The organism is Streptomyces sp. KL116D (assembly GCF_030766975.1).
Classification (GTDB): domain Bacteria; phylum Actinomycetota; class Actinomycetes; order Streptomycetales; family Streptomycetaceae; genus Streptomyces; species Streptomyces longispororuber_A.
Genome location: NZ_JASERH010000071.1, coordinates 23247 through 37947 on the forward strand (window position 1 = coordinate 23247; position 14701 = coordinate 37947).

Genomic DNA, 14701 nt, shown 5'->3' on the forward strand with positions numbered 1-14701 from the left:
CTGGCCTCCGGCCCTGGGCTGCGTGGGCCGCCCGCCCACGGCACGTTCGAGCGGGCCGCGCCCGTGGTCCCGGGTCCCGAAGCACGGCCGGGAGCGGCGCTGCTTTCGGACGCGGAGTACCGCCCGTGACACCACGGGCCGTGCTGGTCGGCCGGCCGCCCTGCATGCCGCCGCGTGACGTGCTCTGCCCGGTGCCGGCGGCACGCCCCATGGGGTCGTTCGTCGCTCCCGGCCCTGAGGCGCACGCGAGGTCCCGGAGGGGTTCGACGTCGACGTGCGCGCCTGGGCGGTGAAGGGGTTCTTGTTCCCGTTCGCGCCGAACTTGCCCGCGCCCTGCACCAGCGGACTCGTGAGCCCGGGCGGAGGGGAACCGGCGTGCCGGTCGCGGTCGGCCCGGCCGGGGTCACGGGCGCCTGCGGGCCAGGAGTGGTCGTCGTGGGCGGCGGAAGCGTGCCGACGCTGTCGATCTCCGTGCCGACGGGACGGTCCGGCATCGAGATCGTCCCGTGCACGTCCTTCGGCGCCGCGGGCCGACGGCCGTGGGCGCGTCGACGTCCTGCGCGGAGTGGTGCGGGGACGCGACGTCCGGACGTGCCGTGGCGCCCCGGATCCGCCGGTGTCGCCGCTGAATCGCTCTCCCGTGGTGGGGGCGGGCTTCGGCACGCCCACGTTCGGCATCGTCTCGAACGTGGGCGGCTGCAGCGTGCTCAGCGTCTCCGCGGAGACCGAGTAGAAGGACGCCAACCGGTTCATCTGGTTGATCGCCTGCTGGCGGTGGCCCTCGACCTTGACGGCTTCTGGGCGTAGTCAGGGTCGCTCTCCGCCTGCTTCGCCGCGGGAAGCGCCTCGGGCTTCAGCCGCTTGTCGATGGGGCGCGTGTCGCGCGGGGGCAGGGAGCTCTTCACCGACGCGAGCCCGCTGGCGGCCGCGGCGATCTCCACGCCGGCCGACTCGACGTACGTGCTCAACTTCTCGGTGTGGCCCGCGAGCTTCTCGCCCCACTTCTGGAACGCGTCACCCGCCTCACCCTGGAAGTCGCCGGTGGCGTGCTTGATGTTGGCGCGCAGCTCGGTGGCCGCGTCGCTGATCGCCTGGCTCGCCTTCCAGAGGGCCGAACACGGCGTTCTCGAGGTCGCTCGGCTTGGTGTTGTCGACCAGATCGAGCATCGCGTTGAGGAGGGTCTCCTCGAAGCTCGTGGGGCCGCTCTTGACCTTGAGCTTCTCCGAGAGCTCGTCGGACACGACGAAGGCACGAGTCCGAGCCGAAACCGAAGGCGTCGTGCATCACGGTCGCGACGCCCTGCATGCCGTTCGTGAGCGCGACCTGACCGGCCACCTGCTCCTGCGGCGTCGGGTTCTCCGGCGCCTTCTCGTCGTTGCCGCTCATGTACTTGTAACCCCCTTCGACTGCTGATCGTCGGTGCGGTCCGTGTCGCGCGGCCGCTCACGATCGATCTTCGTCTGGATCTCCCAGAACCTGCGCCGCTGGTCTTCTTCCAAGTTGGCGAAGCCGACTTCCGCGCCGTGCGAGGCGATGCTCATGGCCTCTATCTGCATACCGAGCATCTTGGAGAGGGAGGTGATGCGGCTGTGGACCTGCTCGTACTGGAGGTGCAGGACGTCGGCTTCGCCGAACTGGCTCGAACCGCTGCTCAGCGCGGCCCGGCTGACCCGCTGGTCGCTGACCTTGGCCGAGCTCCGTCCGACCCTCGAAGTCCTGAAGGATCTTGTCCACGCGCTGCTTGAAGGTCTTCAGCACACCGGCGCCGACTTCAGGTCGGCAGCCGCAGCCTTCGACACGCCTCCACCGTCCGCCGGAATCACGACGCGTCCTCCCCGTTTCGTGTCCCACCCGATCGCGTGCGGTCGGTCCTGCTCACCGCGCGATCGCAAAGCCAGTCGCGTCTTACAACGCGTTTACCACTGTGAGTCACCCTGTACATCCGCTCCAACCGAGCTTCTGCGTTAACTCCGTTACGAGACTGCATCAGGCGCTCCGATTCGCCCGATATCGCGCTCGCTGCGAAGTGGGCGCGACGCATCGCGCTCCCGGCACCGCAATGCGCGATCTCCACGGAACTTCCACACCCGGGAGGGCGGCGAGGAATAGGTGGAAGTAAGTGGAAGTAGGAGGAGAACGGCGGTGGGTCAGCCGCTGGAGGACGTCGTGGGCGTGGGAGACGGCAGGCGCTGCCATGCCATTCCCTGGTCCTCCGCCTGCTCGGCCCGGCGGGCGACGAGTGTCGCGATCTCGGTCAGCCTACCGCGCTCGTCATGGTCTGTTCGCCGCCGTCGCCCGAGGCCAGGACGACCACCTGGCGACCCGCACCACGGCGAACCCGCCCCGGGACGTCGCCGTCATCCTCGCCGCGTAGCCCATGCGGGCCGCGCGCTGGTCGCCGATCAGGCCGACGTTGACGTCGCGGGCCTGGACGAAGGAGTCCTTGTACTTACGCGGGATCCGCGGATAGCGGCGCGCGCGGTGTCGGTGTCCTTGCAGGCGAGGACCGAGAAGCTGATCTGCGGCCGCTGCTCGCCGGCGAAGTCGGCGCGGGCGTACGAGGTGGCGTCGCCGCAGAAGCCGCCGGTCGGGCGGTCGCAGCGGATCGCTCCGCTCCGCCGCCCCTCGGCGACCGGTCCGGCGACCGCCGCCGCCGTGGCCCTCCAGCCCGGCATGGCGGCCGCGTCGGGCACGATCGACTTGACCTGGGTGCGCGTGAGGGGCTTCGTGCCGGGTTTCCCCGCGGCGCCGTCGTCACTGTCGCCGTCACACCACTGCCGCCACCGCATCCGGCGAGGAGCGGTGCGAGGGTGATCAGGGCGAGGCCCAGCACGGCCGCGGCGCGGCGGCGAGGGCGGCTGCCGGCGGGCAGGCAACTGCCGTGCCGCTCACGGTCGTCTCACAGAGATCGCCTTTCCTGGCCCCGGGCGCGGGCGTCCGTCGCGTGACTCCGTGGAGTCACGCGACTGTCATGGAGTTCCGTGTCAGTTCGCCGCCGGCGACGGGGTGTCGTCCGCCTGGATGGCGAACTTGATGTTCTTCCCGTCGACCCCGGTCACCTTGACGTTCACGCCCAGGGTGCTGCCGTCGGACGCCGTGAGCTTGCACCGGGTCGTGGTGCCGACCTTGCCGGTGAGGTCCTCCGGGCAGGAGATGTCCGGCTTCGGCTGGCCGGTGGTCGAGGCGAGCTTCTCGGCGACCGTGTCGGCCAGCTTCTCGCTTGGACATCTTCGGGTCGGTGCTGCCCACGCTCACCGAGCCCGAGCAGCCCACGAGCAGCGCTCCCGCGGCTACGGCCGAGAGGGCCCACGTGGCAGCGGAGAGGCGGGACTTCATCATGAAGTGGGTTCCATTTCGGGTGGTCAGGAGAAGGACGTAGGAACAAGTGCGGCGCGCGGGACGCGCGGCGCGCCCAGCATAGGGGGTCCGAGTGCTGAGCACTTGGCACTTTTTGCGGCAAAGCAGTCAAATCGCAAGCCTCCATGGACTCTTCGCTCCACCAGCCAACGATCTTCACTGATGCGATCACCGCCCGGCTCACGCCATAGTCTCCAGCCATGGATCAGTTGATCGGGACCCTGGTGAAGGTCCTTCTCTTCGCGTTCGTCGCGGGCATGTTCGCCCTGGTCATCAGGGGTTTCGTGCGCAGCGGCCAGGAAGGCGAGCGGATCCGAAGGGCTGGGCGGAGTCTCGAACCGACCGCCGGAGCGCGGGGGTGGACGTACGAGCGGCGCGCGCGGCCGGGCGGGCCACCGAGTACTGCGGCATCGGCCCCATGCCCGGCAGCGGGGACAACCTCACCGCCTGGCATCACATGACGGGAGAGTTCCGCGGCCGCTCCTTCGGGTGTTTCGAGTACCGGTACGCGAATCCCCTGTCGGGCAGCGGCCGGGCCGGAGGGTCGAAGAAGCTGACGTTCGAGTCGGTGTTCCTCGTCTCGGCGCCCGGCTCGGGGCCGTTCCTGCAGGTGGGACAGCCGGGCAGGATGGATACGCTCCTGGGGCGGGGGCCCAGGACGCTGCTGGGCGTCCCGGAATTCGACGACAGGTTCCGCGTCGGCACCCATGACGACCCTTTCGCCCGGAATCTCCTGGACGGCGAACTGCGGGCCTTTCTCCTCTCGGACGACCGCGCCCCGAAGAACCCGCTCCGGGTGCGCGACGACGAGTTGTTCACCTGGTACACCGGCACCCTGTCGCCGCAAGCCGTCGAGGAACGGCTGAACTATCTGTGCGACGTACTCGACCGGATTCCCGCGCGGACCTGGGCAGCGGGCTGAGGCAGCGGCCCTCGGTTCACAGAAGCACACGGCGTCGGCAATAATCTCGCGTCATGGAGCAACTGGGATTGATCTTGCTGAAGGTGCTCTTCTTTGCGCGCTATCGCGGGAGTGTTCTTCTTCGTCATCAGATCATTCGTGCGCAGCAACAAGGAGGACAAGCGCATCAGGGAGGGCTGGGCTGCGCTCCCGCGACTGGCCGCGGAGCGCGGCTGGACGTACGAGCAGCGCGCACGAGGCCGCGCCACCGAGTACTGCGGCATCGGCCCCATGCCCGGCAGCGGCGACAATCTGAGTGCGTGGCACCACGTCGCGGGAGAGTTCCGCGGCCGTTCCTTCGTGTGTTTCGAGCACCGCTACAACAGCCCCATTTCGGGCAATCAGCCCGGGGATCGCAAACGCCCCACCATTGAATCCCTTTTCATGGTCAGCACGCCGGGCTCGGTGCCGTCCGTGGAGATCCTCCGGCCGAGCATGATGAACGTCGTGGTCGACCGCCGCGACAAGATGCAGCTCGGTGTATCCGCATTCGACGACACGTATCGAGTGGTCACTCAGGACGAGGATTTCACTCGAAGTCTCCTGAGTGACGACATGATGTCTTTTCTCCTCGCGGACCCGCGCGCGCTAGCAAAGTCGCCGCTCCAGCTGCGCCGTGCCGAGCTGTTCACCTGGTACACGGGAACGCTCTCCCCCGCGTCGCTCGACGACCGGCTCAACTACCTGTGCGACGTACTCGATCGCATTCCCGAGCGGACCTGGACCGCTGCTCTGAGCAAACCGAGTGCCCCTCCTCCCGGAACAACGCGTCGCCGCGTCCGGGTGAGGGGCACTTCGCGTGCGCGGTGCGCAGCGCGCAGTCGCTCAGGCGGATGTCTCGTCGTCCCCGGGGCGAATCGTCCGGAGGAATTTCTTGTAGTCCTCGATGACCTCGGCGAGTTGGTTCTGCTTCGCCGTGAGGACGATCTCGATGACCGCGCGCTGCGCGGGATTCCTGACGTCCTCCATGCCCAGGTACACCTGGCTCTGGCAGAGTTCGATCGGCTCTCCCCGCAAGGTGGTGGACAGGACGAGGTTCTGGACGATCCCGGGTGAATCCGTCAGGCCCGGGATGTCCGGCGTACCGATCTCGGTCTTCTTCAGGACGCGCACGGAACCGACCTGCTCCAGCCGGGGCACCGACTCGTCGGCGATCTGCGCGATGGTGGCACCGTCGTTGCGCATCTCGCCGGAGAGGGTGATGTTCGCCGTGAACCCGCCGTCCACGGAAGCGCGGTGGAGCGCGACGAACGCGGCGTTCGGCGCTCCCACCTCGTCCGGCGGCGCGGCCTGCCAGCCGTCCGGCAGCGAAAAGGAAATCTTGACCGGCAACGTGGCCGTCATGGTGGATCCCATCCTTCAAATGGACTTCAGCTCAGGCTAGAACCAGCTGCCGACCGTGTTGTCCCACGCATCGCCCACGGCGTCGGCGCCGTCGCCGATCGCATCGGTCAGTTTGCCGGGATCGACGGTGATGTTGACACCGACCTTGCCGCCGACGCCCAGTCCGGCCCCGAGCTCGCCGCCGATGGTGAACTTGCCGTCCTTCATGCCCAGATCGACGTTGGCCTCGGCGCCGACTCCCGCCCATGCCTCGCCCGTCACACCGGCGCCGACACCGGCGACGTCGGCGGAGACCGACCCCGTCGCCTTGGCCCCGGCGAACGCCTCGGCGCCGGCGTGCGCACCGTCCTTGCCGACGGACGCGTTCACCGAGGCGTCAGCGCCGACGAACGCCTTGCCCTCGCCCTGCAGCGCGGCGTACCCGTACTCGACGGAACCGTTCGCGGAGGCCTGCGCGAGGTACGCCGTGCCCGAGGCGCCGACCTTCAGCTGCCCGTTCGCGACGCTCGCGCCGACCGAGCCGTCTCACGCCCAGCGCCGAGACCTCCGCCGCGTACTTCCCCTTGAACCCGCCGCCGGAGAACTGATCGGACACGCCCTCTTTCCACGCACTGGCGTTGCCCGACCACTCGGCCAACTTGATGTTCCAGTCGGCCTTCTTGCCGGGGGCGGTGGGGTCGCCGTCCTCGCCCTGCTCGGCCTTGTTCCGAGGTACCAGTTGCTGTCGGCGTCCTTGCCGAACTCCTTCTCCCGACTGGCGCCAGTGGCTGGCCTCGTCGGTCACCCACTTCTTGTTCTCCCTGGTCCACGCCGTGGGCGAGATGGCGCTCTTCGCGACCCCGTGGTCCTCCCACCACTTCTTGGCGTCGACCCCGCTGCGGACGGCCACCAGCCAGTCGGGGCTGTCCTTGGCGCTGCCCGCGAGCTCGTTGAGCTTCTTGGTGAGCTTCTCGGCTTCTTCCTTGAGCTGCTTGCGCGCGCCGTCCAGCACCTGCTCGGCGCCTTCGTGGTCGTCGGCCTTCCACTTGTCGATCGCGTTCCCGGCCTGCCCCTGCGCCCAGGTCAGGGTGGAGCAGTAGGAGTGGATCGCCTTGGCGGCACCCGACATCGCGTCGCTCGCGAAGTACCAGTTGGTCTTCTCCTTGCCCAGGGTGGGCCAGAAGACATCGCTGGCCGCGCCGACCCAGCCCTTGATCCGGAGGTCGCGCAGACCGTCGCCGATCTTCTCGAACTTGTCCGACCACTTGCCGAGAGCGGTCTCGATGTCACCGAGCTTGCCTGCGTCGCCCGGAATGAGGGCCTTCGGGTCGTCGGTCGACCCGAGCGAAGCTGCCATGAGTGCGAAGTCCCCGTCCTTGTCCGTGCGTTGTTCCTGCTTTCCCGCGCCTAGACCAACACCGTCTTGACGGACTTCACCGCGTTCCTGATGGCGGTGTCCGTGTCCTCGTAGTCGCCGTTGGCCTTGTCCAGTCCCTCCGACAGCGTCGCCGCGCAGTCGGCCAGGAATCCGGCCCCCGACTCCCACGTGGCGCAGAACGCCACCAGCGCGGCGGCCGCGTCGTCGTTCTCGATCGAGGGGGCCTGCCACGCCTCGTCGCCCAGATCGACCTTCTTGACGGGCTTGAGGATCGCCTCGATGTCCTTCGCGCCCTGTTTCAGGACGCCCGGGCCGACGCCGAGATCCGCAGTCACGACACATTCCCCCGTTGGAAGCTCTTCGCAGATATGCGCATTAATCAGGCATCGACAGCCTGTGGCGCCCACGGACGCTATCACCGGAATCCAGCCACAAAACGCGTACTCACCCTCCCTTCACGACACCGACCCCACAGCCCCTCAGGCCCCTTCACCACCTCCGCATCTCTCGCGCGGGCGCTGCAGGGTGCGCGGCGTGACGAACCTCGGAACGGACGAATTCACGACACCGGTGTCGCTCTCGGCGAGCGCACCGCAGCCCTGGCGGCGGCCGACGACCGCAGCCGGCGGCTCTTCACCGGACTGACCGTCCTGTTCGCGGTGTTCCTCGGCATGGGATCGCTGCATGGTCCTCGGCACGGCTGTCACCGGCCTGCGCGACTACAGCGCATTGCGGACGGGCGCCGCCGCGGTGGGATCGTGGTGGACGTGATCGCGGTGCGGCTGGTCCTGCGGGGGCGGCGCACCGGGAGCTGGTCGCCGTTGCTCATCGCCTGCGGCGCCTGCCTGGCCTGCCTGGTCCTGATGGCCCTGGCGGGGAGTGGGTCTGACGGTGTGAGGGCGCGGCCGCCGGCTCACCCCCGCCCCCACCCGCCCCTTCCGGCGCCGCGCATCCCGTACCGCCACCGCCGTGCCGCCCAGGCCCGCGACCGCTACGAGGCCGCCGACGAGGACGTACGTGGCGAGGCGGCCGTTGCGTTCGTCGGGGGTTTCGCCGAAGTGGACCGGGAGGACCTCCGGGGGGTCGGCGTGGGCGACAGCCCTCGTCGGGGCGCGGGGTCTCGATCGGGTTCTTCGGGTCGGCGATCTCGGTGACCGCGCGGACCGGGTCGACCACGCCCCAGCCGACGAGCCGGTCGTGGCCGGTGATGGAGCGTTCCGCGGTCTGCTCGATCTGGGCGACGACCTCCTGGGCCGACCAGTCCTTGTGGTGCTCCTTGAGGAGGGCCGCGACGGCCGCGACGTAGGGGGCCGAGAAGCTCGTCCCGTTGTCGGAGCAGTGGCCGCCCTTGGGGACCGTGGAGATCATGTCGACGCCCGGTGCGGCCACGCCGACGGAGTTGCTCGACTGGGAGAACGCGGCGCGTTCGTTGTTGCGGTCGGAGGCGGCGACCGCGAGCACGCCGTCGTACGAGGCGGGGTAGGTGTCCTTGACGTTGCCGCCGAGGCCGTCGTTGCCGGCCGAGGCGACGACCACGATGCCCTGCCCAGGGCCGCGTTGACCGCGGTCTCCAGCTTGGAGCCGGGGGCCAGCGCCTTCTCCGTGTCCTGGGAGATGTTGATGACGTCGGCTTTCTCGGCGATCGCGTGGTCGATCGCCAGGGCGAGGGCGTCGGAGTCGCCGTGGCCCTCGGCGTCGTTCTGCTTGATGGGGATGATCGTCGCGTCGGGGGCCAGGCCCACGAAGCCCGTGCCGCTCGCCTTGCGGGCCGCGATGATGCCGGCGACGCGCGTGCCGTGGCCGACGACGTCCGTCGTCCCGCGCTCGTTGCCGCGGCCCTCGATCGGCTTGCCGTCGTCGTCCTTCTTGGGCAGGTAGTTGGCGCCCGCCCCGACGTCCACGGCCTTCGTCAGCTGCGGGTTCTTGACGTCCACGCCCGTGTCGATGACGGCGACGCGCACTTGCCGGTCGCGCTCTGCCACAGCGCTCGTCCAGGTTGACGCGCTCGCAGCGCCCACGGCCTGCCCGCGTACTTCTTGCCGCCGAACGTGCACTGGCCGCTGTCCGCCGCGGCCGGAGTCGCCGGCAGGGCGAGCTACGGCCGCGGACGCGGTCAGCGCCGTGACCGCCGATCACGGCGGCCAGACGCCGGCCGGCGCGCGTCAAGTTGCTGGTGATCGCCATGAGTTGGCCCTTTCCCCTGTTCCCCGCTGTTCCCTCGCTGGTCCCGCGCGCTCGTGCCCGGCCGGTCCGCTACGAGCCCTGCGGCTGTCGCGCGGCGGCCTGGGAGAGTCGCGGGCCGGTGGGCAGGAACGACGCCCAGGTCGACGGGATCGGGGCCGGGTCCGTGTTGTCGTAGCCGAGGAGCTTGCGCGTCGATCTCCGCCTCCTGCTGCTCCGCCTTGCGCTGCTTGGCCGTCGTGCCGATGCCCTGGTCGTCGGTGGCGCTGTCGGCGTTCGACTGGAGGGCGTAGCGCAGGCCGGTGTCGGTGACCAGGAAGACGCCGCCCGCCTTGGTCTCGGTGCCCTGGAACTGGCGGAAGATCTGGCCGGAGCCGGGCGTCACGTACGCGCTGGAGGAGCCGGTGGGCAGGTCGGAGGGAAGTCCGTGCCGGCCCACGTGGACAGGGTGGTGGTGCCGCTCTTCACCGACCGCAGCGTGTTGCAGACGGTGTTGCGGCCGCTGGTGGCGCTGGCGCCGTTGTTGACCGTCTTCGCGCGCCCCGCGCGGCCACTTGGCGCCCTCGCCCTCGAACGGCGCGCTGCCGCGACGGCCGCCGGGTTCACCTGCGCCGCGGAGCCGGTCGAGTTGACGTTGACCAACTGCTTGCTGTTGAGCAGGAGTTGGGAGGTGAACTCGGAGATGCGGGCCACCTTGCCCGGCAGCATCCACGTAGTGCTGCATCCGCGTGCCGTCCAGCGACTTCAGGACCGTGCCGACCTTGTCGTACCGGGCGTTGCCGCTGCCCGTGACTGCGTTCGCGGTCTGGCCCGCGGTGCCGGGGACCGTCGGCACGGAGACCGGGGTGCCCTCGTGCAGCGTCCGCAGCCACTCGCTGGAGACGCGCTGCGGGGCAGCGGCCCTGGGTGTCGAGCGCGGTGCAGCAGACCCTCCTGGGCCGGGTCGGTGATCGCGTAGGAGGTGCCGCGGGCGTCGACGACGTACTGCTTCTTCGTGACGGAGTCGGTCACGTACATCAGCTCGCCGCCGGAGAGCCTGTTCCGGCCCTCCGACTTGCCCCACTCCTTCTCGGCGAGGACAGAAGGCGGCCTTCTGGATGGCGCGGCCGCCGTCGCTGGGAAAGCGCTCGCACGCCATCCAGCGCTTCGCGGCCTCGGCCTCGGAGCTGGACGGCAGCCGGTCGGGGGCGTAGGGGATGCCGAGCGTGGCGCCGTGCGGAGGCTTGCCGCTGTCGAGGACCTTCTCGTCGACGGTCACGACGTCGTCCGTGTAGTCCTTGAGCAGCAGCTTGGCCGACGCGGTGTTCAGAACGGGGTGCAGCTGCTTCTGGCCGTCGGTCTTCAGGACCACGTAACGCGTCGTCGAGTCGCTCGCGACGATGACGTTCTTCTGCGTCGTGTCCCATTCCTTCGGCGCGGTGGGACTGAACATCCCGATGCCGCCGAAGACCGCGAGGACCACGACCCCCACGATCGTGCCGGGCAGGACCGCGCGCAGCGGCACCTCCGCGCGCCTTCCTCGGAGCCGAAGGAGAGGGCTGCAGGAAGGACGCCAGAGATGCGGCGCTTCGCGAAGGTGTAGGCGTTGAGTTCGTCCCGCCGGCGATGCCATCTGTGTCCGCTCTCTCCCCGTGCGGAGCCGTGGGGGCGAGTTCCCCGTCTTGGATCGGCTGACTGTCGGCTCGCGGCTTCCGGTTGTGGTCGCCTCGGATGCCGTGGCTGTCAGACCCGGCCCCTACTATGCCTGTTGCGACGTTGCGTGTGTGGCACGGGTAGGGTGCTGAGGCCTTCCTAGAGGCCCGCGGGGCCTTTACAAGGAGCCTTTGCGCATGGGATTTCGGGAGAGTTCGGGGGTTTGGAGTGATGGCTTCCGCAGCGCGGACTCGATCACGGTCGCAATCGAGGTCACGATCGGGTGACCGTTCCGCAGCAGGGGTCCCCTCTCTCTTCACACATGCCACACACGACTGCACAGAATTCTCACGGGAGGGAATGCGGCGCGCCTCTCCGGGGTGCGGTTTCCCGCACTCTGAAGTCGCGTTCCGGCCGTGGCGGATCGTTCGGCGTGCAGCGGCTCGTGATGATCGAGCTGGCCGCCGCGCTGGCCGTGGTCGGCTGGGTGATCAGCACCGTCGCGCTCGTCGCCACGCGGCTCGGTCGCCGCCCTCCTCCTGCTGCTCGCTCTCGTACGCCGCCGGGGCCGCTCCCTGCCCGAGTGGCTGGGCACCGTGCTCGCGCTGCGCAGCGCCCGCAGGCGCCGGGCGGAGAGCACCCCGGTGCCGCCGGGCACCGAGCCGGGTCTGGCGCCCGCCGTGGAGTGCGACCCGAGCCTGCGCACGTACAGCCACAACCGCGGTGACGACCGACCAGCGCCCGGTCGGCATGGTCGGCGGCGGGCTTCCTGACCGCCGTCGCTCCAGGTCGAGTCCGACGCCACCGCCCTGCGGGACCGAGCGCAGCCGCCGCCCGCTGCCCGTCGCGCTGGTCCGGGACGCCCTGAGGTGGACGGGATCCGCCTCGAATCGGCGCAGATCGTGCTGCGCGCAGCCAGCGCCCGCGCTGCACCTGCCCCAGCGGTCGGTGGCGGTGAGCAATTACGCGCGCGTTGCGAGGCCCAGACCGGCTCCCCCGCCGTCCGCATCACCTGGATCGCGCTGAAGCTCGACCCGAGCTGTGCCGGAGGCCGTGGCCGCGCGCGCGGCAGCGCGTCGTCGGGCGCAGAAGTGTCTGCGCGGGCCGCCGAGCACCTGTCGAGCCGGCTGTCCGGCGCCGGGTTCGGGCGAGCGTCCTGACCGAGGAGGAGCTCGTCGCGGCCGTGGCCACGTCCGCGTGCGCGGGCCCGATGGTGACGGCGCAGGCCGGCCGGAGCGAGGCCCCGCAGCGGCGGACCGAGGAGTCGGGGCGCAGCTGGCGCTGCGACAACCGCCGCCACACGACGTACTGGGTGCGCCGCTGGCCCAACTGGGCGCGCAGACCATCCAGCTGTGCCGCAGCTGGTCGCACAGCTGACGACGGTGCCCGCGCTCGCGACGACGTTCAGCCTGACGCTCGCCCAGGGCGACCAGCAGGACGTGACGATGACCGGGCACATGCGGATCACCGGCCGCAGCGACAGCGAGCTGACGACGGCCAGGCGCGACCTGGAGCGGGCCGCGCGCCAGGTGCGCACCGGCCTCGTCCGTCTCGACCGTGAGCAACTGCCCGGCGTTCTCGCCACCTTGCCGCTCGGAGGAGCCCGCTGATGGCCATGACGACCCAGGTCGCCGAGATCGGCGAGCGACTGAGGACCGGCTTCGGCCTAGCTCGGACCGCGCCACCAGCGGCACTCCCTCCCGGTCGAGCAGCTCGACGCGCTGTCGCTGCCCATCGGGGACGACGGCGTGGTCGTCGGCGTGGATCGCCGAGGGCCAGCCCGCCGTGATGGGCATCAACGCCGCCCGACGGCGTACGACATCGTGCTCATCGGCGGTCTGTGGACGGCGCAGGTGCTGGCGCTGCGGGCGGCGGCGACCGGGGCGCGGGTGGCCGTGGAGACCGGCCGCGCGCAGCAGTGGTCGCAGCTCGATGCAGGCGGTCGGCGGCGGACAGTCGGGGATGACCGTGCACGACGTGGGCCGGGTGCCGCCGCAGGGCGCGTCGGCGGGCGGTCCGGTGCTCGTCATCCGGGACTGCGGCATGCGGCCGCCGCGCGGCCGGGTCGCCTCGGCGCCCTGGCAGTCCGTGCTGACGCTGCTGCCGTATCTGAGCCCGGTCGCGCCGCGGCTGATGCGCGGCAGGCCCGGCTGGTGGGCGTGCAGCGGGTGTCGCCGGACGAGGCGAGCGAGATCGGCCGGGTCATCGGGCTGCCGCGCGGCGAGTACGAGTCGCTGCCGACGCTGGCCGACGGCGTGACGCTGTGGTGCACCGACCGCGACCGGCGGTACGTGATGACGCAGGGCGACGACGGACGCCGAGACCGGATTGTTGGGAACGGCACGCCGGATGGACTGACGGACGGCGCCCGCCGGCCCCTCGGGGCACGCGGGCGCACCCCGGCGAACTGCTCCGCGAACCACCGCCGATGTACGGGTAATTCGGGCATTGTCGGGCGTCGCCCGCTGCGCGCTCGTCACGTTTTGGTGTACGTCCCCGGCAGTTGTCGCGTGCGGTCGGGCCCGCGTGACGCAGTGGACAGCGGTGACGGGTGGACGGGCCTGCCGTGCACGCGGTTTTCGTGATTAGGCTGGGGCAGGACGTGTTTGCGTGTGCCCGCGTGCGGGTGGCGAGGCAGATGAGTCAGGGGGTAGGGGGACAGCCCGGCGGATCGACGACAGGAACGGTCGCCCCCAGCACGGCACGAGGGTGCGCTCGACCACACCAGGAGGCATTGTGAACAGCGATCGGGACGGTATCCGCGGGGGCTGATTCACCGTCGATGATCAGTCCGACGCGGAGTCAGTGTCGCGATGACGGGCGAGTTCACCATCGACTACGCCCCTCCGGCCTGGTCACACGCAGAACGCGGCGAGCACGGGCGGCACGCCCGAGCCTGCCCGCCCCCGCGGCACCGCCCGTGCCACCCCGGCCGCCTCCGCCCCGGTTCCGGCACCCGCTCCGGCACCGGCGCCCGCGCACCCGCCGCTCCCGAGGCCGATTCCGGCTCCGGCTCCGGCTCCGGTGACCTGGAGAGCGGCGCCACCACCATGAAGTTCTCCGCGGCCGCGCTGAAGCGGGAGTTCGCGGAGCTGAAGCGCGCTGGAAGAGGAGTAGCGACGGCTCCGGCGACGCCACCGCCGGTCCCGCGGCCACGGCGCCTCGCACCCGTCGCGGGCACGGACGCCGGGGCCACGGCCGACGGCCCGTCGCCGCGCTCCTGGACGGACGTGCACGGCACGTGACGACGACGCCTCAGCCCGCGTCCCCGCCCCGCTGCCCCGGAGGCCACTCTCGACGGGCTCCGACGTGGGTCCGATGACGCGGACTTCCCGCTGCCAGCGCCGAGGCCCCTGGCGAGCGCGACCGGTTCTGGGACCACTCCGCGTGACTCCGGCGCCGACACTCGTCCGCGTCCGCACTCGCAAGCGGTCGAGCCGCCGAGCCGCCGTGCCCACCGAGCCCGCCGAACTCGCCGAGTCCCCGCCCGGCACGGACGACGCGCCGCCGCCGCCGACGGCCCCGCCGCCGATCGGCCCGCAGCCCGGCCCCGCCGCGTGGACTCGCCGCACCGGAAGGCGGAGGCCGCCGCTGCCAGCTGACGTTCAGCCGGCCGCACCGCTCACCGCCCGCAGTGGACCGAGCTCTCGCTCCGGGCCAGCATGCCGTCCGCCCGGTCCGGCCCGCAGCCGCCGCCGACCAGCCCGCACTGCGATCCGCCCAGGCCCCGGCGGCCCCCAGCCGAGCCGCAGGGTGGCTACGGCTTCCCGCAGCCTCCGGCCCACCGCAGCTCCGGCTTCGCCCTCGACTCCCAACGCGCTCCGCCCGCAAGGCGGTTCACATGAGCTTTCCCGCAGCCGCCCGCGCC

Annotated in this window: 14 protein-coding genes and 3 pseudogenes; 7 read left to right on the plus strand and 10 right to left on the minus strand. The window is 70.8% G+C overall.

Translation table 11 applies throughout. From position 1 onward, the window contains the following. Positions 1-749: 749 nt before the first annotated feature. The 5 genes from RBJ77_RS29385 to RBJ77_RS29405 form a co-directional block, all read right to left on the minus strand. Positions 750-968 (minus strand): hypothetical protein, encoded by a 219-nt coding sequence (locus tag RBJ77_RS29385; RefSeq protein WP_372347767.1) that lies wholly within the window; start codon positions 966-968, stop codon positions 750-752. Between the two features lie 55 nt (positions 969-1023). After that, positions 1024-1242, minus strand: a complete 219-nt coding sequence (locus RBJ77_RS29390) for a hypothetical protein (protein WP_372347768.1) — start codon at positions 1240-1242, stop codon at positions 1024-1026. A gap of 141 nt (positions 1243-1383) precedes the next feature. Next, a complete protein-coding gene (locus tag RBJ77_RS29395) occupies positions 1384-1557 on the minus strand; it encodes a hypothetical protein (protein WP_372347769.1) in 174 nt (57 codons plus the stop codon). An 846-nt stretch (positions 1558-2403) separates the two neighbouring features. Next, positions 2404-2790: a hypothetical protein gene (locus RBJ77_RS29400; protein WP_372347770.1), complete on the minus strand. Its 387-nt coding sequence runs from the start codon at positions 2788-2790 to the stop codon at positions 2404-2406. A 195-nt stretch (positions 2791-2985) separates the two neighbouring features. Beyond that, the gene (locus RBJ77_RS29405; protein WP_372347787.1) at positions 2986-3213 is read right to left on the minus strand and encodes a DUF4333 domain-containing protein; all 228 of its coding nucleotides are present in this window, start codon (positions 3211-3213) and stop codon (positions 2986-2988) included. 503 nt (positions 3214-3716) lie between these two features. On the opposite strand from RBJ77_RS29405, the gene RBJ77_RS29410 reads away from it, so the two are divergent. The 3 genes from RBJ77_RS29410 (at position 3717) to RBJ77_RS29420 (ending at position 5703) form a co-directional block, all read left to right on the plus strand. Then, the gene (locus RBJ77_RS29410; protein WP_372347771.1) at positions 3717-4280 is read left to right on the plus strand and encodes a hypothetical protein; all 564 of its coding nucleotides are present in this window, start codon (positions 3717-3719) and stop codon (positions 4278-4280) included. Positions 4281-4391: 111 nt separating this feature from the next. Further along, positions 4392-5375 (plus strand): hypothetical protein, encoded by a 984-nt coding sequence (locus RBJ77_RS29415; RefSeq protein WP_372347772.1) that lies wholly within the window; start codon positions 4392-4394, stop codon positions 5373-5375. 16 nt (positions 5376-5391) lie between these two features. After that, positions 5392-5703, plus strand: a complete 312-nt coding sequence (locus tag RBJ77_RS29420) for a hypothetical protein (protein WP_372347773.1) — start codon at positions 5392-5394, stop codon at positions 5701-5703. On the opposite strand, the gene RBJ77_RS29425 is transcribed toward RBJ77_RS29420, so the two are convergent. The 5 genes and pseudogenes from RBJ77_RS29425 to RBJ77_RS29445 form a co-directional block, all read right to left on the minus strand. Beyond that, positions 5700-6032, minus strand: coding sequence for a hypothetical protein (locus tag RBJ77_RS29425; RefSeq protein ID WP_372347774.1), 333 nt, complete (start codon positions 6030-6032; stop codon positions 5700-5702). The genes RBJ77_RS29420 and RBJ77_RS29425 overlap by 4 nt on opposite strands. A gap of 7 nt (positions 6033-6039) precedes the next feature. After that, positions 6040-6999 (minus strand): putative T7SS-secreted protein, encoded by a 960-nt coding sequence (locus RBJ77_RS29430; protein WP_372347775.1) that lies wholly within the window; start codon positions 6997-6999, stop codon positions 6040-6042. A 50-nt stretch (positions 7000-7049) separates the two neighbouring features. After that, positions 7050-7355: a hypothetical protein gene (locus RBJ77_RS29435; RefSeq protein WP_372347776.1), complete on the minus strand. Its 306-nt coding sequence runs from the start codon at positions 7353-7355 to the stop codon at positions 7050-7052. A 594-nt stretch (positions 7356-7949) separates the two neighbouring features. After that, positions 7950-9109, minus strand: a pseudogene (gene mycP, locus RBJ77_RS29440) (type VII secretion-associated serine protease mycosin); the annotation flags it as partial. 24 nt (positions 9110-9133) lie between these two features. Further along, positions 9134-10705, minus strand: coding sequence for a type VII secretion protein EccB (locus tag RBJ77_RS29445; RefSeq protein ID WP_372347777.1), 1572 nt, complete (start codon positions 10703-10705; stop codon positions 9134-9136). A 1030-nt stretch (positions 10706-11735) separates the two neighbouring features. Between RBJ77_RS29445 and RBJ77_RS29450 the strand changes: the two are divergent. The 4 genes and pseudogenes from RBJ77_RS29450 to RBJ77_RS29465 form a co-directional block, all read left to right on the plus strand. Continuing rightward, positions 11736-12088 (plus strand): annotated as a pseudogene (locus RBJ77_RS29450) (type VII secretion protein EccE); the annotation flags it as partial. 97 nt (positions 12089-12185) lie between these two features. Next, positions 12186-12443, plus strand: a complete 258-nt coding sequence (locus tag RBJ77_RS29455; RefSeq protein ID WP_372347790.1) for a hypothetical protein — start codon at positions 12186-12188, stop codon at positions 12441-12443. Continuing rightward, a pseudogene (locus RBJ77_RS29460) lies at positions 12443-13191 on the plus strand (hypothetical protein). The gene RBJ77_RS29455 and the pseudogene RBJ77_RS29460 overlap by 1 nt, the downstream one beginning before the upstream one ends. A gap of 455 nt (positions 13192-13646) precedes the next feature. Then, positions 13647-14078: a hypothetical protein gene (locus tag RBJ77_RS29465; RefSeq protein WP_372347778.1), complete on the plus strand. Its 432-nt coding sequence runs from the start codon at positions 13647-13649 to the stop codon at positions 14076-14078. The last annotated feature ends 623 nt before the right edge of the window (positions 14079-14701 follow it).

What these genes read in the sequence shown, in the direction of transcription:
- RBJ77_RS29400 (WP_372347770.1), bottom strand. Translation starts at nt 2,790, where the DNA reads ATGCGGTGGCGGCAGTGGTGTGACGGCGACAGTGACGACGGCGCCGCG.
- RBJ77_RS29395 (WP_372347769.1), bottom strand. Translation starts at nt 1,557, where the DNA reads ATGCAGATAGAGGCCATGAGCATCGCCTCGCACGGCGCGGAAGTCGGC.
- RBJ77_RS29430 (WP_372347775.1), bottom strand. Translation starts at nt 6,999, where the DNA reads ATGGCAGCTTCGCTCGGGTCGACCGACGACCCGAAGGCCCTCATTCCG.
- RBJ77_RS29465 (WP_372347778.1), top strand. Translation starts at nt 13,647, where the DNA reads ATGACGGGCGAGTTCACCATCGACTACGCCCCTCCGGCCTGGTCACAC.
- RBJ77_RS29420 (WP_372347773.1), top strand. Translation starts at nt 5,392, where the DNA reads ATGTCCGGCGTACCGATCTCGGTCTTCTTCAGGACGCGCACGGAACCG.